This window comes from Sphingomonas hankookensis (assembly GCF_022664465.1).
Taxonomy (GTDB): Bacteria; Pseudomonadota; Alphaproteobacteria; order Sphingomonadales; family Sphingomonadaceae; genus Sphingomonas; species Sphingomonas hankookensis.
Genome location: NZ_JAKREV010000003.1, coordinates 359,028 through 381,449, shown reverse-complemented (window position 1 = coordinate 381,449; position 22,422 = coordinate 359,028). Strand labels below are relative to the sequence as shown.

At 68.0% G+C, this 22,422-nt stretch carries 21 protein-coding genes; 9 read left to right on the top strand and 12 right to left on the bottom strand.

Translation table 11 applies throughout. The features are described from left to right. Positions 1-121: 121 nt before the first annotated feature. The 5 genes from MF610_RS11250 to hflK all read right to left on the bottom strand — a co-directional run bounded on the left by MF610_RS11250 (position 122) and on the right by hflK (position 6,401). On the bottom strand, positions 122-1,048 hold the full coding sequence (locus tag MF610_RS11250) for a hypothetical protein (RefSeq protein ID WP_242196364.1): 927 nt from the start codon (positions 1,046-1,048) through the stop codon (positions 122-124). Positions 1,049-1,054: 6 nt separating this feature from the next. Then, a complete protein-coding gene (locus MF610_RS11245) occupies positions 1,055-2,722 on the bottom strand; it encodes a helicase HerA-like domain-containing protein (RefSeq protein WP_242196361.1) in 1,668 nt (555 codons plus the stop codon). A 107-nt stretch (positions 2,723-2,829) separates the two neighbouring features. Then, on the bottom strand, positions 2,830-4,359 hold the full coding sequence (locus MF610_RS11240; protein ID WP_242196358.1) for a Do family serine endopeptidase: 1,530 nt from the start codon (positions 4,357-4,359) through the stop codon (positions 2,830-2,832). A gap of 90 nt (positions 4,360-4,449) precedes the next feature. Beyond that, the gene (hflC, locus tag MF610_RS11235; protein ID WP_242196355.1) at positions 4,450-5,319 is read right to left on the bottom strand and encodes a protease modulator HflC; all 870 of its coding nucleotides are present in this window, start codon (positions 5,317-5,319) and stop codon (positions 4,450-4,452) included. After that, on the bottom strand, positions 5,316-6,401 hold the full coding sequence (gene hflK, locus MF610_RS11230; protein WP_242196353.1) for a protease modulator HflK: 1,086 nt from the start codon (positions 6,399-6,401) through the stop codon (positions 5,316-5,318). Before hflK ends, hflC begins: the two co-directional genes overlap by 4 nt. A 116-nt stretch (positions 6,402-6,517) precedes the next feature. Between hflK and MF610_RS11225 the strand changes: the two genes are divergently transcribed. Beyond that, positions 6,518-7,489 carry an Mrp/NBP35 family ATP-binding protein gene (locus MF610_RS11225; RefSeq protein ID WP_242196350.1) on the top strand — a complete coding sequence of 324 codons (972 nt, stop codon included), beginning with the start codon at positions 6,518-6,520 and terminating at the stop codon, positions 7,487-7,489. A gap of 1 nt (position 7,490) precedes the next feature. Beyond that, positions 7,491-7,913, top strand: coding sequence for a CoA-binding protein (locus tag MF610_RS11220; protein WP_242196348.1), 423 nt, complete (start codon positions 7,491-7,493; stop codon positions 7,911-7,913). A gap of 144 nt (positions 7,914-8,057) precedes the next feature. Here the strand turns inward: MF610_RS11220 and MF610_RS11215 are convergent, their stop codons facing one another. Next, on the bottom strand, positions 8,058-8,810 hold the full coding sequence (locus MF610_RS11215; protein WP_242196345.1) for a dienelactone hydrolase family protein: 753 nt from the start codon (positions 8,808-8,810) through the stop codon (positions 8,058-8,060). Beyond that, on the bottom strand, positions 8,807-11,203 hold the full coding sequence (locus MF610_RS19075; RefSeq protein WP_277924035.1) for a DUF3772 domain-containing protein: 2,397 nt from the start codon (positions 11,201-11,203) through the stop codon (positions 8,807-8,809). The genes MF610_RS11215 and MF610_RS19075 overlap by 4 nt, the downstream gene beginning before the upstream one ends. A 78-nt stretch (positions 11,204-11,281) precedes the next feature. On the opposite strand from MF610_RS19075, the gene MF610_RS11195 reads away from it, so the two are divergent. Then, positions 11,282-12,907: an NAD(P)/FAD-dependent oxidoreductase gene (locus MF610_RS11195; protein WP_242196343.1), complete on the top strand. Its 1,626-nt coding sequence runs from the start codon at positions 11,282-11,284 to the stop codon at positions 12,905-12,907. A gap of 264 nt (positions 12,908-13,171) precedes the next feature. On the opposite strand, the gene MF610_RS19170 is transcribed toward MF610_RS11195, so the two are convergent. From MF610_RS19170 to MF610_RS11180, 3 genes are all read right to left on the bottom strand, one after another. Then, on the bottom strand, positions 13,172-14,299 hold the full coding sequence (locus MF610_RS19170) for a GGDEF domain-containing protein (RefSeq protein WP_242196340.1): 1,128 nt from the start codon (positions 14,297-14,299) through the stop codon (positions 13,172-13,174). Between the two features lie 102 nt (positions 14,300-14,401). Next, entirely contained in the window at positions 14,402-14,953 is a 552-nt protein-coding gene (locus tag MF610_RS11185; RefSeq protein ID WP_242196338.1) for a peroxiredoxin, read from the bottom strand. 67 nt (positions 14,954-15,020) lie between these two features. After that, complete coding sequence (locus MF610_RS11180) at positions 15,021-16,067, bottom strand: phospholipase A (protein WP_242196335.1); 1,047 nt, start codon at positions 16,065-16,067, stop codon at positions 15,021-15,023. A 61-nt stretch (positions 16,068-16,128) separates the two neighbouring features. On the opposite strand from MF610_RS11180, the gene hisN reads away from it, so the two are divergent. Together hisN and MF610_RS11170 are read left to right on the top strand one after the other, a co-directional pair. After that, on the top strand, positions 16,129-16,911 hold the full coding sequence (gene hisN / locus MF610_RS11175) for a histidinol-phosphatase (protein ID WP_242196334.1): 783 nt from the start codon (positions 16,129-16,131) through the stop codon (positions 16,909-16,911). A gap of 74 nt (positions 16,912-16,985) precedes the next feature. Further along, complete coding sequence (locus tag MF610_RS11170; protein WP_242196331.1) at positions 16,986-17,501, top strand: YciE/YciF ferroxidase family protein; 516 nt, start codon at positions 16,986-16,988, stop codon at positions 17,499-17,501. A gap of 214 nt (positions 17,502-17,715) precedes the next feature. Here the strand turns inward: MF610_RS11170 and MF610_RS11165 are convergent, their stop codons facing one another. Continuing rightward, the gene (locus tag MF610_RS11165) at positions 17,716-17,988 is read right to left on the bottom strand and encodes a hypothetical protein (protein ID WP_242196328.1); all 273 of its coding nucleotides are present in this window, start codon (positions 17,986-17,988) and stop codon (positions 17,716-17,718) included. A gap of 64 nt (positions 17,989-18,052) precedes the next feature. Further along, complete coding sequence (locus MF610_RS11160) at positions 18,053-18,412, bottom strand: hypothetical protein (protein ID WP_242196325.1); 360 nt, start codon at positions 18,410-18,412, stop codon at positions 18,053-18,055. Between the two features lie 114 nt (positions 18,413-18,526). Here MF610_RS11160 and glpX point away from each other — a divergent pair, with 114 nt between their 5' ends. The 4 genes from glpX (at position 18,527) to ribA (ending at position 22,378) form a co-directional block, all read left to right on the top strand. Then, positions 18,527-19,486, top strand: a complete 960-nt coding sequence (glpX, locus tag MF610_RS11155; protein ID WP_242196322.1) for a class II fructose-bisphosphatase — start codon at positions 18,527-18,529, stop codon at positions 19,484-19,486. Between the two features lie 115 nt (positions 19,487-19,601). Beyond that, entirely contained in the window at positions 19,602-20,234 is a 633-nt protein-coding gene (locus tag MF610_RS11150) for a LolA family protein (RefSeq protein ID WP_242196319.1), read from the top strand. A 291-nt stretch (positions 20,235-20,525) separates the two neighbouring features. Further along, complete coding sequence (locus MF610_RS11145; RefSeq protein WP_242196316.1) at positions 20,526-21,320, top strand: exodeoxyribonuclease III; 795 nt, start codon at positions 20,526-20,528, stop codon at positions 21,318-21,320. Beyond that, a complete protein-coding gene (ribA, locus tag MF610_RS11140) occupies positions 21,317-22,378 on the top strand; it encodes a GTP cyclohydrolase II (protein ID WP_242196313.1) in 1,062 nt (353 codons plus the stop codon). The genes MF610_RS11145 and ribA overlap by 4 nt, the downstream gene beginning before the upstream one ends. Positions 22,379-22,422 lie beyond the last annotated feature (44 nt).

Genomic DNA, 22,422 nt, shown 5'->3' with positions numbered 1-22,422 from the left:
CCAGCGAAGGCTGGGATCTCCCCGTGGCAAGCGCGGCTCGTCTGCCGCGGAAGATTCCAGCTTTCGCTGGAATGACGTTCGTGGAGAGCAGGAAGGCGAGAGCCCGCTTCTGCCCAGCCCCCTACAGCCGATGCAACGCCTGCGTCGCGCTCCCCAGTACCGCCGCCCGGGCGCGCAGGCTCGCGACCAGAAACTCGGTCTGCGCATGCAGGAACCGCCGCGGCGTCGTCCCCAGCACCGCATGCGCATCGCGCAGGAAATGCGACGCGCTGACATAGCCCGGATCGATGTTCGAATAATCGATCTCGCCCTTCGCCTCGATCAGCGGGACCAGCGACCGCAGGAAGCGCGAGCGGATCATCAGCGTTTTCGGCACGAAGCCGAAATGCCGCTTGGACAACCGCCGCAGCCGTTCGGGCGAAATGCCCCAGCTTTCGGCGACCTCGGCGATCGCATCGGGCGTGTCGTGCGTCACCAGCCGCGCCACCGCCCGGATCAATGCCTCGTCCGCGCACGGTGGCCCCATCTCGCCGAGTAGAAACGCGTCGAGCGCCGGCTTCACCCCCTGTTCGTCGCGCACCGCCGACAGCGTCGCGACCAGCCGCTGCGCAAAGCCCGCATCGACACTGCCGAGCGGCACGATCCGGTCGGCATAACGATCCGCCCCGCCGCTGAAGAAGCGCGACCAGCCCAGCGCGCTGATCCCGAACCCGATCATCACCCCGCCATTGGTGACGGTATGGATCGCATGGCTGCTCGGCCCGAACAGGCTCGTCTGCGGCAGGGGATCGCATTTGAACCGCCCGATCGACACCGCGATCGGCCCGGCGCCCAGCGTCACCCGGACATTGGCGGTACCCGGCAGGAACCAGTTCTCCAGCCCCATCGCCGCCGGCCCGCTGGCGGCATAGAGGTGATAGCCGGTGACATAGTCGCCTAGCGCCGCCGCGGGCTGGTCATAGCGGATCGCCATGCCCGGCGGCATCGCGAACAGCGACGGGGGGATGCCGGGCGTCTCCGTCCCGCCGGTTACATGCTCGATCGCCACGCCGTCCTACCCGCGGAACAATCCGCCCAGCACGCCGCGCAGCAGCCCGCCGACGATTCCGCCGCTCTTTGCCCGACCGCCGCGCGTGGTGCCGAACACCTGCTTGCCGATTTCGTTAACGACGATCCGCCCGACCGCCGACCCCGCCGATCGCGTAGCCGACTGGGTGGCGCGCGCCCAGGGGTTGTTCGCTGCCTCGCGGTCGGCGGCGCGCGCGGCCTTTTCCGCCTCGCGTGCGTCGCGGTCGGCGGCGCGTTGCCCGGCGATCCGCTGGCGCTCCGCTTCCTTGGCGGCGCGCGCGTCCTCCTTCGCCTTCAAGGCGGCATTCTTGTCGGCAGCGACCTGTGCCTTGGCGGCGGCCGCTGCGGCAGCGGCCTCCTCGGCCTTGGCGCCCAACAGTTCGGCCGCCGATTCGCGGTCGATCGCAGTGTCGTAGCGGTCGCCGATCGCATCGGTCTGGATCAGCACGCCACGCTCGACCGGCGTGACCGGCCCAACCCGCGACCGGGGCGGACGAATCAGCGTGCGCTCGACCGGACTCGGCGATCCATCGGCCTGCAATACCGACACCAGCGCTTCGCCGGTCTTCAGCTCGGTGATCGCCTGCGCGACGTCGAGCTTGGGATTGGGGCGAAAGGTTTCCGCCGCCGCCTTGATCGCCCGCGCTTCCTTGGGCGTGAACGCGCGCAGCGCGTGCTGCACCCGGTTGCCCAGCTGCCCGGCGATCGCGTCGGGAATGTCGATCGGGTTCTGCGTCACGAAATAGATGCCGACGCCCTTCGACCGGATCAGCCGCACGACCTGTTCGACCTTGTCGACCAGCGCGTCGGGCGCATCGTCGAACAGCAGATGCGCCTCGTCGAAGAAGAACACGAGCTTCGGCTTGTCGGAATCGCCCACCTCGGGCAGCGTCTCGAACAATTCGGACAGCAGCCACAACAGGAACGTCGCGTAGAGCCGCGGCGACGCCATCAGCTTGTCGGCGGCCAGCACCGACACGATCCCGCGCCCGTCGTCGGCGACTTTCATGAAATCGGCGAGGTCGAGTGCCGGTTCGCCGAAGAAGCGGTCGCCGCCTTGGGTCCGCAACTGCAACAGCGCGCGCTGGATCGCGCCGACCGACTGCTTGCCGACATTGCCGTATCGGGTGGTCAGCTCGTCGGCGCGCTCGGCGCAATGCGCCAGCATCGCTTGCAGGTCGTCGAGGTCGAGCAGCAGCAGCCCGTCTTCGTCGGCGACGTGGAAGGCGATGTTCAGCACCCCTTCCTGCACGTCGTTCAGATTGAGCATCCGCGCCAGCAGCAGCGGCCCCATTTCGGAAACGGTGGCGCGGATTGGATGTCCGGCTTCCCCGAACAGGTCCCAGAACACCACCGGCGTATCGCGATACTGCCAGTCGTTATCGCCGATCGCGGCGGCGCGCTCGGCAAAGGCGGCATGCGGCTTGGCGGTGGCGCTGCCCGCCATGGCGATGCCCGACAGGTCGCCCTTCACGTCGGCGACGAACACCGGCACCCCGGCAGCGGAGAAATTCTCGGCCAGCCCCTGCAGCGTCACGGTCTTGCCGGTACCGGTGGCGCCCGCAATCAGCCCGTGGCGATTGGCGCGCTTGAGCACGAGCGACTGGCGGATGCCGTCGGCGGTCGCGCCGAGGAAGAGTTCGGTGTCGGTCATGGCCTGTCCCAGATGATGCGCAGGATATGGACCGGGATCGCGGTGCAGGCAAATCGCACCATCGTACGAAAAAGGGCGGTGGAATGCTCCACCGCCCTTTTTCGTGGTTACTTGGCGGCGTCGATGCCGACCGGCACGAACGCGGCCATCGGCGACCCGGGCAACTGTGCGTACATCAGCACCTGCTTCGCCCCGGCGGCGCGCGCCTGCTGGATCGCGCGGATCAGCTCGGCTTCCGACGTCACCGGCTGGCGGTTGACGGTCTGGATCACCACCCCGCGGCGCAGCCCCTTGGTGGCGGCATCGCTGTTCGGATCGACATCGGCGATGACGACGCCGCGGATGGTCGTGTCGAGCCGCAGCTGCCGCGCGATCGCCGGGGTCAGCGGCTGCACGACCAGCCCGGCGGTCGCGGCCAGACCGGTCGTCGCGCGCGGAGTTTGCGGCGCGGTGTCCGGATCGAACTGTTCGGTCTGTGCCGCCAGTTCGTCGTTCGACGGGCGCGTTCCGAGCGTGACCGGCAACTGCTGGCGCTTGCCATCCCGCAACACGTCCAGCGTCACCCGGCTACCCGGCGCCTCGTTACCGACCAGATAGGTCAGCGACTGCTGCGCGGTGATTTCCTTGCCGTTGACGGTCAGGATGACGTCGCCCGGACGGATACCCGCCTTTGCCGCCGGCGACGCGGGAGTGACGCCGTTGACCAGCGCACCGCGATCCTTGGGAATGTTCAGCGCGGTGGCGATATCGGCGCTGATCTCCTGCTGGGTCAGGCCCAGATAGCCGCGCGACACCGACTGACCCTTCATCAGCTTGTCGACGATCGGCTTGGCTTGTTCGGCGGGGATCGCGAAGCCGATGCCGATGTTGCCGCCGGTCGGCGACAGGATCTGCGAATTGATGCCAATGACGTTGCCCTGCATGTCGAACATCGGGCCGCCCGAATTGCCGCGGTTGATCGCGGCATCGGTCTGGATGAAGCGGTCATACGGCCCCTGTCCGACGCGGTTCAGCGCCGACACGATCCCGGCGGTGACCGTGCCCGACTGGCCCAGCGGGTTGCCGATCGTCAGGATCCAGTCGCCGACCCGTGCCTGTCGCGAATCGCCGAAGCGGACATAGGGGAAGGTCGCGCCGTCGATCTTGAGCACCGCCAAGTCGGACAGCTCGTCGCGACCGACCAGCCGCGCCTTATATTCCTTCTGGTCGGCCAGCGTCACGGTGATCGATTCGACCGTCGCGCCCTGCGCCCCGGCCGACACCACGTGATTGTTGGTGACGATATAGCCATCGCTGGAGATCAGGAACCCCGACCCCAGCGACTGCGCTTCCTGCGTGCGGGGCGCGGCCCCGCCGCCGCCGCGACCGCCGAAGAAATTCTCGAACGGCGTGCCCGAGAACGGGTTCGCCTGCTGCTGCACCGTAATGCGCTGCGTGGTGGAGATGTTGACGACCGCGGGCGACAGCCGCGCGACCATGTCGGCAAAGCTCATCGGCGCTCCGGCGCGCGGCGCCGAGACGGCATTGATCGCGCCCGGTTCGTTCTGCGCGGTCTGCGCATCCGACGGGTTGAGCGTCAGGGTGGCGGCAGCACCGCCCAGCAGAAGTGCGGATGTAATGGCGTAGGCGTAACGCACGGTTGGATGGTCCTCTCGAATTAGGCTCGCCCCTTCGGGAGCGGGCCTGCCACTACGTTGCTGAACGCGGTTTGAATGTCCGGAAGCGCCTCAGCGTTCCCGGCCACCGAATTCGCGGAGATAGCCATTTTCCGGCGACAGGATGATCGACGTCGATCCGCTCTGCCCCGGCGCCCCGGCAAAGGTCGTGCGATACGACTGCATCGCCCGCCAGAAGGCGTAGAAATCGGCATCCTTGCCAAAGCTCGCCGCATAGATGCGCGCGGCCTCGGCCTCGGCATTGGCACGCACGACCTGTGCGTCGCGCTGCCCCTGTGCCTGGATCGTCGCCGCTTCCTGTTCGCGGGCCGACCGCATCCGTGCCAGCGCCGAATCGAGCGGGCTGCCGGTGGGCAGGTCGGCATGCTTGATCCGCACGTCGACGATCTCGGCGCCATATTGCCGCGCGGTCCGCTGCAGCGCGTTCTGGATATTGTCCATCACCGCGCCGCGCTCGGGGGTCAGCAGCGACGCGAACGTCCGCCGGCCGAGTTCGGCACGCAGCGCCGACGACAATAGCGGTTCGAGCTGGTTGGCGACGCGCTCTTCGGTATTCGCGGTCGATCCGGTGGAGATCACCGCCTGCAACGGATCGACGATGCGGAACCGGGCAAAGGCGTCGACCTCCAGCCGCAGCTGGTCGGTGGACAGCACCGGCTGGTTGTTCAGCTCGATATCGAGCACGCGCTTGTCGATCCATACCACGCGGTCGAAGAACGGAATCTTCGCGACCAGCCCGGCGCCGGTGCGCCCGAACGGCTGGTCGGCGCGATACGGGTTGAGGATGCCGACCGGCTGCTGGAAGCGCAGGATCACCGCCTGCCGCGTCTCGGGCACAATCACCACGGTGCTGAACAGCAGGACCGCCAGCACCAGCAGGGCGATGCCGATCCCCATCGGGTTGCGCAGCACGCGGTTCATCGTGCCGCTCCCGTCGGTTCGGGGGCCGGCGCGGCGGCTGGCGCCTCCGGTTCGGGCGTCGCCTGTTGCTGGCGGCGAACCTCGGGCAGCGGCAGATAGGCCTGGACGCCGGGCTGGACGATCGTCTTGTCGGCGCGGTTCAACACCTGCTCCATGGTCTCGTAATAGAGCCGCCGCCGGGTCACGTCGGGGGCCATGCGATATTGCTCGTAGATCTTGTCGAATTCGGTCGCGTCACCCTGCGCCCGCGCGATCACCTGCTGCGCATAGGCGCGTGACCGATTCAGGTTCGACTGCGCCTCCTGCTGCGCCGCCGTTACCGCCTTGAACGCATTGTCGACTTCGGATGGGGCCGCCGCCTTCTGGATGCTGACGCCCAGCACACGCACGCCCGACTGATATTCGTCGAGCAGCGCCTGCATGCGGGTCTGTACATCCGCCTCGATCTCGCCGCGGCCCGGCCCGATCGCCTGGGTCAGGTTCTTCGCGGCCACCGCCGCGCGCATCGAACTTTCGGCGACGGCGCGCACCGTTTCCTGCGGGTTCTTGATCTCGAAGACGTAATCTTCCGGTGACTTGACGTTCCAGCGCACCGAATAGGCGAGGTCGACGATATTCTGGTCACCGGTCAGCATCAGGTTCGGCTGACTGCCGCCACCCGCCGGAAAGCTCTCGGTCCGGGTATTCTGCACATCCTCCACCTGCACGCGCATGATCGGCGCGGGCAGCGTGAACTGGATACCGGAGTTCAGCGTGCCGGTATATTTGCCGAACATCGTCACGACGCCGCGTTCCTGCGGGCCGATCGAATGGAAGCTGGTAAAGGCGATCCACACCAGCACCAGCGCGGCGACCGCCGCCAGCCACAGCCGCCCGGCATTGGCCGGAAACGACGGACCGCCGCCCGGGCCGCCGGTGCGCGCCCGCTTCAGAAATTCGTCGAGCGAGGTCGATCCGCCGATCTTGCCGCGCTTGCCCGCCGGGGGCATCGACCACGGGTTGCGCGGGCCGTCATCGCCCCCGCCGCCGCCCGATCCGTTCCCCGAATCGCCACCGCCGCCCCATGGGCCCTTGTCGCTCATTCTGCAGCACCTTGCGCGCGTGCGCGCCGCCCCATGATCCATCGCATCTGTCCTTTATAGGGGGCATCCGTCCGTTTTACAGTGGTAACGCGCCGCCCGGTCGCTACATCGCCGCCATGGCTTCCGCTTCGAACCCCGCCGCCGCGCTCGACGCGCTGCTCGGCCCCGTCGCCGCCGGCCGCGCCACGGCGCGCGTCACCGGCGATCAAGCGAGCATCATCCTCGACGTGACCGGCCTGCCCCCCGCGGCGCGCGACGCGCTGGAGGCCGATGTCCGCGCCGCCGCCGCTGCCGCCCCCGGCATCGCCACCGTCCGCATCGCGCAGACCAGCGAGCGCGTCGCGCAGCGCATCGTGGCGGTGGCGAGCGGCAAGGGCGGCGTCGGCAAATCGACACTGTCGGCCAACCTCGCCATCGCGCTGGCGCGGTCGGGCCGCAAGGTCGGGATGGTCGACGCCGACATCTACGGCCCCTCGCAACCGCGCCTGCTGGGCGTGGAGGGGATCAAGGCGGAGGCGCACGACAAGAAACTGGTGCCGGTCGCGACGCCCCATGGCGTACCGCTGCTCTCGATGGGCCAGCTGGTCCCCGCTGGACAGGCGATCGCGTGGCGCGGGCCGATGGCAGCGGGGGCGCTCACCCAGCTGGTCGACGCCCATTGGCAAAGCGCGGACACACTGATTGTCGACATGCCGCCGGGCACCGGTGACGTGCAGCTGACCATGATCCAGAAGCATCGCCCCGCAGGCGCGTTGATCGTGTCGACGCCGCAGGACCTCGCGCTGATCGACGCGACCCGCGCAATCGACCTGTTCGTGAAAGCCGGGGTGCCGATCATCGGGCTGGTCGAGAATATGGCCGGCTATGTCTGCCCCCATTGCGGCGAAGCGTCTGACCCGTTCGGCAATGGCGGTGCGGAGGCCAAGGCGCAGGCGCTCGGCATCCCGTTCCTCGGCCGCGTGCCGCTGACGCTGGCGATCCGCACCGCGTCCGACGCCGGCGTGCCGCCCGCCGCCGGGAACGGCGCGGAGGCCGATCCGTTCATGTCGATCGCTGCAAAGGTCGGCGACTGGCTGGCGAGGAACTGACATGCTCGACGATGACGGCATCCGCAATCTGTTGACCGAGGCGCGCACGATCGCGCTGGTCGGCGCCTCGGACCGCCCCGACCGGGCGTCGTACGGGGTGATGGCGTTCCTGCAGGCGCAGGGCTACCGCGTGATCCCGGTCAATCCGCAGATCACCGGCGAGCATCTCCACGGCGAGTTCGTCTTCCGCGACCTCAACCAGATTGGCGAACCGATCGACATCGTCGATATCTTCCGCAATTCGGTCGCGGCCGGCGAGGCGGTCGACGCCGCGATCGCGGTGGGGGCCAAGGCGGTGTGGATGCAGCTGGGCGTGGTCAACGAGGAAGCTGCCGCGCGTGCCGAGGCCGCGGGGTTGCAGGTGGTGATGGACCGCTGTCCGAAGATCGAAATTCCGCGGTTGGGCATTGCCGCGGTCGGGTAGGGCTCTCTCCTCACACGTCCCGTTAGGTTAGAGCAGCTTCGAGCCTGTCGAGAAGCGTCCGTCGAGAACTCTTCGTCTGAGGCACCCCTTCTCGACTGCGGTTCTCGACAGGCTCGAACCTGCGCTCGAAGCAAACGGGGAGCTTTAAACCCGTCCCCCCAACATCCGTGCGAACAACCCCAGCATCCACCCGGTCGCCATCACGAACAGCGCCGGATCGTACCTTGGCCCCTCGTCGCGCAGGAACGCATGCTGCGCGTTCACCTCATGCCACGCATACACCGTCCCCGCAGCCTCCAGCGCGCCGCGGATCGCCTCGCGTCCGGCATAGGGCACATGCGGGTCCTGCCGCCCCCACACGAACAGCATCTCGGCTCCGATCTCGCCGATCCGCGCCAGGCTGTCGTCGCTGCGCCCTTCGCCCAGCGTCCCCGAATGGATATCGGTCGGATAGAAGCACGCCGCCGCCAGCACACGGCGATCGAACGCCGCACGATAGGCGAGATGCCCGCCCAGGCACACGCCCGCCACCCCGATTCGCCCCGAACACGCCGGATGCGACTCCAGAAAATCGAGCACGACCCCCGCATCGGCATCGAACCCGGCGACCGGCTTGATGAATTTCAGGTCGTTGCCGCGATCGGTGCCGTCCTTGTCATAGGCCAGCACCGTCCCCGGCGCCTCATATTCATGATAGACCTCGGGCACCGCCACGACATAGCCATGCCCGGCGATGAACGCCGCCAGCCGCCGGATCGGCGCGGTCACCTGATAGATTTCCGAATACAGCACCACCCCCGGAAACCGCCCCTCGTCCGCCGGGCGAAAGACATGGGTGCGCATCACGCCGCTTGTCGCGCAGGGCAGGTCGGCGAATTCGTGTGCGTGCAGGATCATGGCCGCGCCGTGCCGCCGGCGGGATCGCTTGGCAAGGGTGGAACGGGGTCGGTCGGCGACGTCACCAGCTCCAGCCGCTGCGGCACCGTTCCCATCTCGATCCCCTCCGCCCGAAACCGGGTGAGAATGTCGAGCAGCACGTTGCTGCGCGCGCCATAGGCCGCCCGCGGCGAGGCGACGTGCGCGAAACAGTTGAACGCGATCTTCCCGTCGGTGATCGCATCGATGAACGCCGACGGCGCCGGATCGCTCAACACCGCCTCCTCGCGCGCAAACGCCTCCAGCACCAGCGCCCGCACCCGCGCCGCATCGGTGCCCAGCGGGACCGAAAACTGGATCTGCACGCGACCCAGCGGGCTCGCCAGCGTCTTGTTCAGCACCGATTTGGTGATGAGTTCGGAATTGGGCACGATCAGCGTCGAATGGTCGGCCAGCGTGATCTCGGTCGATCGCACGCTGATCCGCTTTACATCGCCCTCGTCGGTGCCGACGCGGATCAGGTCGCCAATCTTGATCGGGCGTTCGGCGAGCAGGATCAGGCCCGAGACGAAATTCTGCGTGATCGCCTGCAGGCCAAAGCCGATTCCGACCGACAGCGCGGACAGCAGCAGCGCGATCCGCTCCACGCCGATGCCGAGCGACGCCAGCGCCCAAATCACTGCCAGCGCGATCCCGACATAGCGCGCGACGAGGCTGACCGAATTGCGCCCGCTGCCATCGAGGTCGGTGGCCGGCAGATACCGCCCCTCCAGCCAGCGCATGAAGGCGCGCACCAGCGTCAGCCCGATCGCCAGCACCGCGACCGAGCGCAGGATCGCGCCGGGCGAAATCGTCACTCCGCCGACCTGCACCCCGCGCGCCAGATCGCCCAGCCGGGTGAACATGTCGGCGACGCCGCTGCCCCCCAGCGGCAACAGCCACAGCGCCAGCGCCAGCACCGCCAGCAGCACGCGCAGCACGCCCGACAGCAGTACCCCGAACTGGTCGACCGTCCCGCCGCGCAGTCCCAGCCCCCGGGTCAGCGCCACCCCCAACCGGCTGCCGCGTTCGAACACCGACGTCGCCACGTCGTCGATCGCGACCAGCACGATATAGACCGCCGCGCCCAGCACCAGCGTCCACGCCGCCATCTGCCCGACCGACAGGCTGAACCCGATATAGCCCGCCGCCAGCGCCAGCAGCGCGACCCCGGCGATGCCCCATGCGAACAGCGTGATCGCCGCCAGCCCGGTCTGCGCCGGGGCATCGTCGGCCGTATTCGCCTCGGCGCGCATCCGGCCCAGCGCGAACAGGCCGCCGGCGATCAGCAGGATATGCGCCAGCGCCTCCAGCGCGGCGGTGGCGGCGCGCGCGGCCGCGCTGGTCCCGATCGCGACATTGGCGGCATCGAGCGCGATGGCCGCACCCGCCAGCAGCGCGAGCAGGAACGAGTAGGGCCGCAACCGGCTGGCCACGGCATCGCCGACCGGCGCGATCCGCCAGCTGGGACTCCCGCGCATCAGCACCGCGCCCAGCACCGAACTGGAAAAGGCGGCGATGCCGATCGCCACCCACCACTGGTTCAGCATCGCGTCCCAGCTCGGTGCGACCCACCCGGCCCAGCGCAGCCCGGTCAGCAGCGCGGCGGCAGCCAGCAGCGGCGCCAGCGTGCCGACCACCACCCGGCCCAGCGCATTGGCCGAACGCCGCACCCGGCGACCCGGCGCGCCCTCGATCAACAGCCGCTGCGCCGCCCGCCCCGCCGTCAGCCGCGCCGGCCCCAGCAACAGGATCGCGACCGCAAATCCGAGCAGCGCCGGCCATATCCGTCCTGGTGTGGCGGTGCCGATCGCATCGACCTCTGCCGCGATGAAACGTTCGACGCGGTGGACGTCGCGCGGCACGGCGCGCAGGATCGCACTCCAGAACGCCGGGGTCAGCGGAGAATTGCTGCGCCCGAACCATTTCTGGCTCAGCTCGGCCGCCTGTCCTTCCTGAATCTCGTCGATCAGCTGCTGCGCTTCGACCGACAACAGCTTCGCGCGCTTGGTCGCCGAATCCAGCGCGGTGCGCTGTTTACCCAGCGCAATACGTTCGTCGCGGATCGCCGGGTCTTCGCCCGACGTCGCCGGGCCCAGCTGCGCCAGCCGCGCATCGATCCGCGCCAAGTCGCCGGTCAATTGCTGCGCGGCGTCGAGCGTCGCGGCACGTACCGCCTGCGCCCGACTGCGCAGGTCGTCGCGTTGCCCGCGCTCCAGCCGGGCGTCGAGCGCACCGTCGACCAGCCCCAGCTCGCTGGTCGCCTGATCGAGCTGCGCGCCATAATCGGGCGCGGCGCCGGTCTGGGCGATGGCAGGGACCGTCGCCACGATCAGCAGCAGCGACAACAGGCTACGGAGCAGCGACCGGGTCATCGCCCCCGCCTATCCTGCTTCCATCCCCTCGACAATCGCCCCCATGGCGAACCGCCCCCTGCGGCGTTACAGGAGGCGATGCTTCGCATCACCGAACTCAAACTACCGCTCAACCATCCCGAAGAGGCACTGGCGGCCGCGATCCGCGAGCGGTTGCGGATCACCCCGCGCGACCTCATCCGCTACACGATCGCCCGCCGGGCGCACGATGCGCGCGACAAGGACGATATCCAGCTCGTCTATTCGGTCGACGTGACGGTAAAGAACGAGGGGCAGGTGCTGGCGCGCACCCGACGCGACCGCACCGTCGGGACGACGCCCGATACCGGCTATCGCTTCGTGACGAAGATGCCCGCCGATTATGCCGGGCCGCGCCCGATCGTCGTCGGCGCGGGCCCCTGCGGGTTGTTCGCCGGCCTCATCCTCGCGCAGATGGGGTTCCGCCCGATCATCCTCGACCGTGGCAAGGTGGTGCGCGAACGTACGCAGGACACCTGGGGCCTGTGGCGCCGCAGCGAGCTGAACCCCGAATCGAACGTGCAGTTCGGCGAAGGGGGTGCCGGCACCTTTTCCGACGGCAAGCTGTGGAGCCAGATCAAGGACCCACGCCATCTGGGTCGCAAGGTGCTGACCGAGTTCGTAAAGGCCGGTGCGCCCGAGGAAATCCTGACCGAAGCGCATCCGCATATCGGCACCTTCCGCCTCGTCACCATGGTCGAATCGATGCGGGAAACGGTAGAGGCGCTGGGCGGCGAGTATCGCTTCTCGCACCGCGTCGACGATCTGGAGCTGGAAGAGCGCGCCGATGGCACGCGGCGGCTGGTCGGACTGAAGCTGTCGACCGGCGAGACGCTGGCCACCGACGCGCCGGTGGTGCTGGCGCTGGGGCATAGCGCGCGCGACACCTTCCACATGCTCCACGACCGCGGCGTCGCGCTGGAGGCGAAGCCGTTTTCGATCGGGGTGCGGATCGAACACCCGCAAAGTTGGATCGATCAGGCACGCTTCGGCGCGTGCGCCGGCCATCCCGATCTCGGCGCGGCCGCCTATACGCTGTCGCACCATTGCACCAACCAGCGCACGGTCTACAGCTTCTGCATGTGCCCCGGCGGCACCGTCGTTGCCGCGACGTCTGAACCCGGCCGCGTGGCGACCAACGGCATGAGCCAATATTCGCGCAACGAACGCAACGCCAATTCCGGCATCGTCGTCGGCATCGATCCGGCGCGCGACTATCCGGGGCACCCGCTGGCGGGAATCGCGTTCCAGCGCCACCTAGAGGAACGCGCCTATGCCGCGGGCGGCGGCGATTACCGTGCGCCGGCGCAGCTGGTCGGCGATTTCCTCGCCAACCGCCCTTCGACTGGCTTGCGAAGCGTCATCCCATCCTATCGTCCGGGCGTAAACCCGACCGACCTGAACGCCTGCCTGCCCGAATTCGCGATCACCGCGCTACGCGAGGCGCTGGTCGCGTTCGGACGGACGATTCCGGGCTATGATCACCCCGATGCGGTGATGACCGGGGTGGAAACACGGACATCGTCGCCGGTGCGCATCTCGCGTGGCGACGATTTTCAGAGTATCAATACCTCCAACCTGTTCCCCGCAGGCGAAGGAGCCGGCTATGCCGGCGGTATCCTCTCGGCGGCGGTCGACGGGATCAAGGTCGCAGAGGCGGTCGCCCGCGCCATGATCGCGGCGTAGGGGTCAGGCGATCGGCATCACCGGCGCGGCGACCGACAGCAGCACGGCGGACACGAACAGCGCGCCGAACACGGCGGCGACATGGTGGCGAAGGGTATCGGTGCGGATCATGATGGTCACTTCCTGTTGCCGTGCGAACCGTTTCGCCGGCTATGCACCATGCTTTGCAGAGGATGTGCCAGTTTCATAAATATATGTTTTTGCTTGATTTTATTCGCAGGATGATGCGAGTGTTGCAATTCACACGGCGCCAGACACCATCGATCAGCAAATTTCACCAACCATCCGGTCGCGCCCTTGTCGCTTGGCCGTATATAGCAGGGCATCGGCCCGCACGATCGCATCCCGCAGCGTTTCGCCCGGTGCGATCGACACCAGTCCCGCCGACAAAGTGATGCCTTGGATCACGGTATCGCTCTCGCGCAGACGATAGCGTCGCTCGCCCACCGCGCGGCGCGCGCGCTCCAGCAGCAGTTGCGCCTCGCCAGCATCGACCCCGCCTAGTAGCAGCGCGAATTCCTCGCCACCATAGCGCGCCACCAGATGCCCGGCGCATTCGCGTGCCAGCGTGCCGGCGATCGCCTTGAGCACCCGGTCGCCGACCGGGTGACCATGCTGGTCGTTGACCGTCTTGAAATGGTCGACGTCGCACATCGCGACATGAAACGGACCCTCGATCTGGCCGTCCAACGCCTCTTCGAACGCACGGCGATTGGGCAGCGACGTCAGCGGGTCGCGCCGGGCATCGTCGTGCGCGGCGGCAAGCTGTTCGCGCAGTTCGCTCGCCTCGCGCGTCGCCTGTTCGAGTCGCGCCTCGGCAACCTCGACCCGTGCGCGCATCGCGGCGGTGATCCGCGCCAGTTCGGTGAACGACATGTCGGTGCTGTCATCGGGGACCGATCGGCGCAGCGCATCCTCGCGCGCGGCCAGGTCGCGCCCGAAATCGCGCGTTTCGCTGCGCATCGCCGACACCATGGTTTCGAACCCGGCGACCTGGCGCCGGGTTTCGACGACCAGCGCCTCGGCGGAGGCCGCGGCATTGGTCGCCGCATCGTTCGGTTCGACCAGCGTGGCGACGGCCGGCGGAACCGGACCGGGCTGGATTGTGAGCGCAGGCGACAGCGTCATGTGCGCCGCCCCCTCGATCATCGTGCCCAGCGCCTCGACCTCGCTGCTGGTCATGCGAATGCCGCCGTCGGTGCGCCGCGCGACCTCCAGCGCCAGCGGGCCCGCCGGATCGTGTATCACGCGATAGCCGAAGCTGTAGTTGAGCGGCGTCGGCTCCAACCGCTGTTCCTCGAGAAAGGCGAGGACCGCGTGGATCAGGCCGTCGCCGACCGATACCGTGCCATCGCCGATCTTCTCGAAATACACGTCCGTCCTCCGCCGCACTACTGCGCCCCCGCACAGATTGGTGCCAAAGGACTAGGCCTGCGAATGCTAAGATCGGGTTGCGGCGACGTTAACCGACCATCTACGATTGGCGGACGGCGGTCAGCGCGCGAGGGCCAGCCCGCGAACCGCCGCCAAGGTGGTGCGCACATGGTCCGCCGGGTTCATGTCCGAATGGACGAACGCGATCCGGCCTGCACGATCAATGACATAGCTGGTGCGGGTGGTCATCGTCCGCGCCTTGCCGTCGGCACCGGCGGGACGGTTGAGCGCCACGTCGAACCCCTGGATCACCCGCGGCCCCGCGCTGGCGACGGCGAAGCGGCCGGCGCAATGCGCCTTGGAAAATTCCTGGAGCTTGTCGATACCGTCGGCCGACATGCCGATCACGGTCGCGCCCGCCGCCTTGAAATCGTCGACCGCGTCGGCAAACGCCTTCGCCTCGGCATTGCAGCCGCCGGTGAACGCCGCCGGGAAGAAATAGAGTACGACCGGCCCCTTGCGCAGCTGCGAGCGCAGGTTGAGCGTGAACGCCTTCCCCGCGATAGCCGCCTGTGTGGTGAAATCGGGCGCCTTGGCCCCCGGCGCCAGCGCGGCGGACAGCGGGGCGGCGAACGGCAGGGTCAGGGCGGCGGCGAACAGGGCGAGGCGCATCGGCAGTTCCTTGAGCGAATTTCGCTATACCCTACCAGCTTCGGTGACCCGCGCCAGCGGATGTACGTCAACGGGTAAAGGCGATGCCCAGCCGCGCCGACGAACTGCGCAGGGCATAGTCGTCGATCGCCTCGCCATAGCCGCTGAAGGCCTGCCCGAACACGTAGAAGCCGGTCCCTGCCCCGAGTCGCGCCAGCGGATAGGACGCGAACAGCTCGCCCGCGCGCCGCCGCCCGGTCGGGTTGCGCAGCGACGCGGCGATACGCAGCCCGTCGACCTGCCCGATCGCCGCCCCCAGCGACACATTGCCCCAATAGCGGTCGAGGTCGCGATAGCCGGTGCCGACATAGCTCCATAGCTTCGGCGTCGCCTCCACCTGCCAGCCATCGCCGATCGGCAGGGCATAGCTGGCAGAAACGAAGAGGCGGTTCACGTCGATCGACCCGGCATCGCGCCCGTTCGAATCATGGGCATAACCGCCCGCGGCGACGATCCGGTCGGTCACGCGGCGCTGATAATAGACTTCGGGGCTGTAGTTGGTGCTGCGGAACGGCCCCGACGACCGGTCGATCGCCCAGAACATCGTCTGCGTCCACGCAAGGCGTACATCGTCGAGCACCCCCGCCCCGTCGAACGGGCGGAACGCGAGGCTGACCTGCAGCTTCGCGCCATCCGATCCCAGCCCGAACGCGCCATAGATCGGTTCGTGCGGTTCGAACCGGTCGAGGAAGCCCGCCCGGTTCCCCTGCGCGGTGGCGACCTGCGTCTCGCCCGCCGGTGTCGATTCGGCCGGGGTGCCGATCGCGGCCTGTTGGACGGGAACGATGCGATACCGCAGCTTCGCAAAGCCGCCGGGGGCGATTCGCGTACGCGCCGCGTCGACCGGTTCGATCCGCAGAGTCGCGCGGTCGGCGGTCACCACCTCCATCGCCTGCGGTTCCGCATCCGCGGGATCGGTGCCTTCGTTCAGCACGAACACGCTCACGCCCTCTTCCGCGTCGGCGAACGAAGCCGGGGGTTCGGCGACGATGCGCAGTTGCGGTTGCGCGGCGAGCAGCAGGGCGAGGGCGATCATCTGCCCCGTTTGCCAGCCATTTGCGACGATCGCGAGCATCGTTTGCGCTTTGGGGGCCGCTCCGCCTATCTGGCGCCGTTCTCCAAGCCAAAGGCACGCCATGCCCGTCACCGCCGCCGACCTGACCCTTGCCGCCCAGCTGGCCGATGCCGCCGGCGCCGCGATCCGCCCGCGCTTTCGCAGCAGCTACGGCCTCGAGATCAAGGACGACGCCTCGCCCGTCACCCTTGCCGATCGCGAGGCGGAGGCGGCGATGCGTACGCTGATCGAGCGCGAACGCCCGTCGGACGGCATCCATGGCGAGGAATATGGCGTGTCGGAGGGGACCAGCGGCCGCATCTGGGTACTCGACCCGATCGACGGCACGCGCTCGTTCATCGCCGGGCGGCCGATCTTCGGCACGCTGATCGCGCTGGTCGAGGATGGCTGGCCGGTCCTCGGCATCATCGACCAGCCGATCCTGCACGAACGCTGGATCGGCGCGGTCGGGCGGCCGACGACCTTCAACGGCCAGCCGGCGCAGACCCGCCGCTGCCGGACCCTTGCCGATGCGCTGCTCGCGACGACCAGCCCGGCGCTGTTCGACGACGGCCAGCTGCACGGGTTCGAACATGTCGAGGCGAAGGTGCGCTCGACGGTGCTGGGCGGCGACTGCTATTCCTATGGCACGCTGGCATCGGGCCATATCGACCTGGTGGTCGAGGCGGAGTTGAAGCTCCACGATTTCGCCGCGCTGGTACCGGTGGTCGAAGGGGCGGGCGGCACGATGAGCGACTGGTCGGGCGACCCGCTCCACGCCGGCAGCATCGGCGAGGTTATCGCGCTGGGCGATGCGGCGCGACTCGAGGATGTCGTCGAACTGCTCGGTTGCCGCGGCCACTGACCATTTTCTTCGCAACCGGGGGGCGGTCGCATCGTTGGGGATGCACGTCACCCATTCAAGCGAAGGAACGACCCATGGGCCTGTTTTCCAAGGATATCGCGACGCTCGACGACCTGTTCGTCCACCAGCTGCAGGACGTCTATTACGCCGAGAACCAGATCATGAAGGCGCTGCCCAAGATGATCGAGAAGGCGACCGACCCGGAGCTGAAGGCCGGGTTCGAAAAGCATCTGGCCGAAACCGAAGGGCAGATCCGCCGGCTGGAGCAGGTGTTCCAGCTCCACGGCGCGACCAAGAAGGCGGTGACCTGCCCGGCGATCGACGGCATCATCAAGGAAGCCAACGAAGTCGCGGGCGAGATCGCCGACAAAAAGGTGCTCGACGCCGCGCTGATCGCCTCGGCACAGGCGGTCGAGCATTATGAGATCACGCGCTACGGCACGCTGATCGCGTGGGCGCGCCAGCTGGGCCGAGAGGACTGCGCCGCACTGCTGGCCGAAACGCTGGCCGAGGAACGCGCTACCGACGAAAAGCTGACGACGATGGCCGAGCACAAGGTCAACGCGCAAGCCGAACTGGCCGAGGCGTAAGGGGTGCGGGGCGGTGGTCTGCCGCCCCGTTCCAAGTCGGACAGACATTCTGTTCGTTGGATGCAGGACTACCGCCCCATCCCTTGCCGTCATTCCCGCGCCGGCGGGTATCCCCATCCGCCTGCGTCGCGCATGAAGTCGCAACCTAAACGGCTATGGATTCCCGCCTTTGCGGCAATGACGAAGACAGCTGTCATTCAACGTCGCGTCCCGATCACCCCGTCGGCGCCGACAGGATCGTACGCGGCTTGCGGGTGCAATATTGCTGCGACCCCAGCAGCCCACATTGCCGCCCGTCCTGCTTCAACCCGTCGGCCTTCCGATCGAACGTTGGTTCGTCGTCGTCACCCAGCCGGAACCGCTCGCTGCGCCGTTCCGGACAGCTAAGCGCCCGCGGGGTGAGGACGCAATTGACCGGGTCGGCGACGCCCAGCTTGGCCGGCGCGGGTGCCGCCTGCACCATCAGCAACAGCAACAGTACAGACATAAGGCTTCCCCCTGAAAAGACCGTTCGTTCCGAACGATTTGGCGGAGGATAGGTTGCTGCCGTGTTACCGCGCCAGCGGCCGTGCCCGCCCCACCGTGCCACCACGCCGGGTGGAGGCGGTGACCCCGACGAAACCACAGCCCTGCAGGAACGCGCCCGTACCGCAGGATGCCCCCGGCACCGCCAGCAACCGCTCGCGCTCGCCAAGCGCATCGACGATGTTCGGATCGCCCTCCGCCCGTGGCAGGACCAGCGGTGCGCGGTACCGGTCGGCGTGGCGCGCGGCGCACACCACGATCTCGTCGGGATCGGCGTCAGTGCGGCACGGCTGGATCACCTGGGTCGCCGCACGCGCACGGGCGATCATCGCCGTCGTGGCATGGCCGTCCTGTACCATCGCCAGCACCAGCATCCACGCCGTCATGCCCACGCCTTTCGGGAAGGATAGACACCACTTATCCGACGACGCGACTTGCCCGGCAAGAGCATGTCGCCTATCGCGCGTTTAATCCGTTTAACGGCTAGGAGCTTCGTCCCAATGCAGCCTGTCAGCAACACCCTCGACCGCGTGCTCGTCCTCGAAATGGTGCGCGTCACCGAAGCGGCGGCGATCGCCGCATCGACGCTGGTCGGGCGGGGCGATGAAAAGGCCGCCGACGCCGCCGCGGTCGAAGCGATGCGCGCCGCGCTGAACGAACTCTACATGGACGGCACCGTCGTCATCGGCGAGGGCGAGCGCGACGAGGCACCGATGCTGTTCATCGGCGAGAAGGTCGGTATCGGCAAGGGACCGGAGATCGACATCGCGCTCGATCCGCTGGAAGGCACCACGATCTGCGCGACCGCCGGGCCGAACAGCCTCGCAGTGTTGGCGATCGCGGAGAAGGGCGGCCTGCTGAACGCCCCCGACGTCTATATGGACAAGATCGCCTGCGGTCCGGGCTATCCCGAGGGGATCATCGACCTCGACCGCTCGCCGACCGAAAACGTGACCGCGATCGCCAAGGCCAAGGGCGTCGATCCGCACGACATCATCGTCTGCGTCCTCAACCGTCCGCGCCACGAAGCGATGATCGCCGAGCTGCGTGCGGTCGGGTGCGGCGTGATGCTGATCGGCGATGGCGACGTCGCCGGCGTGATCGCGACCAGCGATCCCGACACCACCATCGACCTGTATATGGGCCAGGGCGGCGCGCCCGAGGGCGTACTGGCCGCCGCGGCGCTGCGCTGCGTCGGCGGGCAGTTCAAGGGCCGGCTGCTGTTCCGCAACGACGACGAACGCGCCCGCGCGGCGAAGTGGGGCGTCACCGACCTCGACAAGCAATACGACCTGACCGAACTGGCGCGCGGCGACTGCATCTTCGCGGCGACCGGCGTGACCGATGGTTCGCTGCTGAAGGGCGTGAAGCGCATGCCGGGCAAGATGACCACCGAAAGCGTCGTGATGCGCGCCAGCTCGGGCACGGTCCGTTGGGTGAAGGGCGAGCATCGGTTGTAAGACTTACGCGCATTGAACGTACCCCCGCGCAGGCGGGGGTACGACGATGGGGGAAGGGCGCCACGCAACCCACGGGTTCAGGCCGCGTTCAATGCCGCGATTCTACCCCGCCCGCATGACCTGGAGACGCCCCATCCGCCCGATCGCCCTCGCGCTCGCCCCCGTTCTCGCCATCGCCGCCCCGGCGGCGATCCATGCGCAGGCGCCGCAGAACGACCTCGCCTCGGTCCAGCGGCACCTTGCCGCAGCGCAGACGATGACCGCGGACTTTACCCAGACCGACCGCAACGGTCGCGTCCTGTCGGGGCAGCTGACGCTGAAAAAGCCGGGCAAGATCCGCTTCCAATATGAAAAGAGCGTGCCGATCCTGCTCGTGTCCGACGGCAAGTCGCTCTACTTCCTCGACTATCAGGTCGGACAGAAGCAGCGTTGGCCGATCGGCAACTCGCCGCTCGGCATCCTGCTGAACCCCGAACGCGACGCATCGAAATTCGCGCGCGTCGTGCCGTCGAACGACCCGCGCATCGTCAGCGTCGAGGCGTACGACCCGAAGCGTCCCGAATATGGCCGGATCACGATGATCTTCGCGCGCCAGTCCTCCGCCCCCGCGGGGTTGATGCTGCAGGGTTGGGTCGCGCTGGATGCCCAGGCGAACCGGACGACGGTGCGGCTGACCAACCAGCGCTTTAACGTGCCGGTCGCCGACAGCGCGTTCAGGTTCAACGAACCCCGTCGCGTCCGTCGCTGACGACCCGTGGCCCAGCTGCGACCAATTGAATACGGAATTTCAAAAATAACGCGTGCGTTCATGTTGGCGACAGGTTTGCGGCCCTATTGCTGCTGACGCGGTGTTGGGGCGCGTCCGGGATTTTCCCCCCTGTTGCCCGGGTCTCCAACGCCCGCCTGCGTGACCAACGCTAGGTCGGCCCTCGCTCCATGCCCCCGGAGCGGGGGCCTTTCCTTTTGCGGTGCGTATCGGCCCGCAGCGGCAGCGTTCGCTATCTGGCGCAGGCGCGCCCGCGACGATACAGGCATCGCCATGGACACACTTTCGGTCGCTTCGTGGAACATCAATTCCGTCCGCTTCCGCATGGATATCGTCGAGCAGTTCCTGCGCGACGCGCAGCCCGATGTGCTGTGCCTGCAGGAAACGAAGGTCGAGAATCGCGACTTCCCGCACGAACCGCTGCGGCGGCTGGGCTATACCCATATCGCGATCAACGGACAGCGGATGCACCACGGCGTCGCCGTCGTGTCGAAGGTACCGCTGGTCGAGGATGACCGGCTCGACTGGCAGGCCAATGGCGAGGCGCGGCATCTCGGCGTGCGGCTGGCGAACGGCTTGCGGATCGAAAACGTCTATATCCCGGCGGGCGGCGACGTGCCCGACCGCGAGGTGAACCCGAAATTCGGCCAGAAGCTCGACTTTCTGGAACGGATGACGACGTGGTCGGCGGGGCTGGCGGGCATCCCGACGCTGCTGGTCGGCGACTTCAACGTCGCCCCGCTCGAAAGCGACGTGTGGAGCCACAAGCAACTGCTCGACGTCGTCAGCCATACGCCCGTAGAGGTCGCGGCATTGGCGCGGTTGCAGGCGGCGAACGACTGGGTCGATCTCGGCCGCCACTTCGTGCCCGCCCCGGCGCGGCTCTACACGTGGTGGAGCTACCGCGCGAAGGACTGGGCGGCGTCGGACCGCGGGCGGCGGCTCGACCATATGTGGGCCAGCCGCGACGTCGCGGCCCGGGCGACGGCGCACCGCGTGTACGAGCATGCGCGCAGCTGGCTGAAACCCAGCGATCACATCCCGATCGTCACGGAGTTCCGGTTTTGAGTGAAACTCGTGACGTTGCCCGGGCGATCGACGCGCTGCGCCGCGGTTGGGCCATCGCGATTCATGCGCCGGGGGAGCCGCCGCTGACGCTGTTGCCGATCGAAACCGCCGATGCGACTCGGCTCGACGCGTTCGACCCTGCGGGCACGGCGCATATCCTGCTGTCGTTCGGGCGGGCCGAGACGCTGCGCATCGTCAACCAGCGCGCGGCGGCCGAACCCGACCAGCCGGTATCGATCCGGCGCGAGGCATGGACCGACTTCGCCGCCGCGACCGCGCTGGCCGATCCGCAGCTCGACCTCGCCACGCCGATGAAGGGGCCGTTCCGCGGCATCGAGTCGCCCGCGCCACTCGCTGCCACCGCCGCGCTGCGCCTCGCCCGCATCGCCGGATTGCTGCCAGCGTTCGTCGCAGGCGGCGTGGGGGCCGAAGTGACGATTACCCCGGCGGCGATCGACGCACATGAGGATGCCGACCGGCTGACCATCGTCGCCCGCGCGAAGCTGCCGGTCGCCGGCGCCGAGTCGAGCGAGATCGTCGCGTTCCGCACCCCCGATGCGGCGGGAGAGCATGTCGCGCTGGTCATCGGGCAGAGCGACGGGCGGCCGCCGCTGGTACGGCTGCATAGCGAATGCCTGACCGGCGACGTGCTCGGCAGTCTGAAATGCGATTGCGGACCGCAGCTGCACGCCGCGATCCACGCGATCGCCGACGCCAGTTGGGGCATCCTGCTGTACCTGCGGCAGGAAGGACGCGGGATCGGGCTGGTCAACAAGCTGCGCGCCTATGCGTTGCAGGACCAAGGGTTCGATACGGTCGATGCGAACACCCGCCTGGGCTTCGCGATCGATGCGCGCGATTTCGGGGTTGCCGGGCGGATGCTGTCACTGCTGGGGCAGGATCGCATCCGCTTGCTGACCAACAACCCGGCCAAGGTCGCGGGGCTGGAAGCGGCCGGCATCACCGTGGCCGAACGTGTGCCCCACCATCTGCCGCCCAACCCGCACAATGTCGGCTATCTGGCGACCAAGCGCGACCGCACCGGGCATCAGTTGTAGGTTACAAACGTCATCCCAGCGAAGGCTGGGATCTTCTGGTGGTG

Excerpts from the sequence above, each read along its gene's own strand:
- MF610_RS11160 (WP_242196325.1), bottom strand. The coding sequence starts at position 18,412 with ATGACGGCGTGGATGCTGGTGCTGGCGATGGTACAGGACGGCCATGCC.
- MF610_RS11165 (WP_242196328.1), bottom strand. The coding sequence starts at position 17,988 with ATGTCTGTACTGTTGCTGTTGCTGATGGTGCAGGCGGCACCCGCGCCG.
- glpX (WP_242196322.1), top strand. The coding sequence starts at position 18,527 with ATGCAGCCTGTCAGCAACACCCTCGACCGCGTGCTCGTCCTCGAAATG.
- MF610_RS11220 (WP_242196348.1), top strand. The coding sequence starts at position 7,491 with ATGCTCGACGATGACGGCATCCGCAATCTGTTGACCGAGGCGCGCACG.
- MF610_RS11180 (WP_242196335.1), bottom strand. The coding sequence starts at position 16,067 with ATGCTCGCGATCGTCGCAAATGGCTGGCAAACGGGGCAGATGATCGCC.
- MF610_RS11170 (WP_242196331.1), top strand. The coding sequence starts at position 16,986 with ATGGGCCTGTTTTCCAAGGATATCGCGACGCTCGACGACCTGTTCGTC.
- MF610_RS11215 (WP_242196345.1), bottom strand. The coding sequence starts at position 8,810 with ATGATCCTGCACGCACACGAATTCGCCGACCTGCCCTGCGCGACAAGC.
- hflK (WP_242196353.1), bottom strand. The coding sequence starts at position 6,401 with ATGAGCGACAAGGGCCCATGGGGCGGCGGTGGCGATTCGGGGAACGGA.
- MF610_RS11150 (WP_242196319.1), top strand. The coding sequence starts at position 19,602 with ATGACCTGGAGACGCCCCATCCGCCCGATCGCCCTCGCGCTCGCCCCC.
- MF610_RS11225 (WP_242196350.1), top strand. The coding sequence starts at position 6,518 with ATGGCTTCCGCTTCGAACCCCGCCGCCGCGCTCGACGCGCTGCTCGGC.
- MF610_RS11145 (WP_242196316.1), top strand. The coding sequence starts at position 20,526 with ATGGACACACTTTCGGTCGCTTCGTGGAACATCAATTCCGTCCGCTTC.
- MF610_RS19075 (WP_277924035.1), bottom strand. The coding sequence starts at position 11,203 with ATGACCCGGTCGCTGCTCCGTAGCCTGTTGTCGCTGCTGCTGATCGTG.
- MF610_RS11245 (WP_242196361.1), bottom strand. The coding sequence starts at position 2,722 with ATGACCGACACCGAACTCTTCCTCGGCGCGACCGCCGACGGCATCCGC.
- MF610_RS11195 (WP_242196343.1), top strand. The coding sequence starts at position 11,282 with ATGCTTCGCATCACCGAACTCAAACTACCGCTCAACCATCCCGAAGAG.
- hisN (WP_242196334.1), top strand. The coding sequence starts at position 16,129 with ATGCCCGTCACCGCCGCCGACCTGACCCTTGCCGCCCAGCTGGCCGAT.
- MF610_RS11185 (WP_242196338.1), bottom strand. The coding sequence starts at position 14,953 with ATGCGCCTCGCCCTGTTCGCCGCCGCCCTGACCCTGCCGTTCGCCGCC.
- hflC (WP_242196355.1), bottom strand. The coding sequence starts at position 5,319 with ATGAACCGCGTGCTGCGCAACCCGATGGGGATCGGCATCGCCCTGCTG.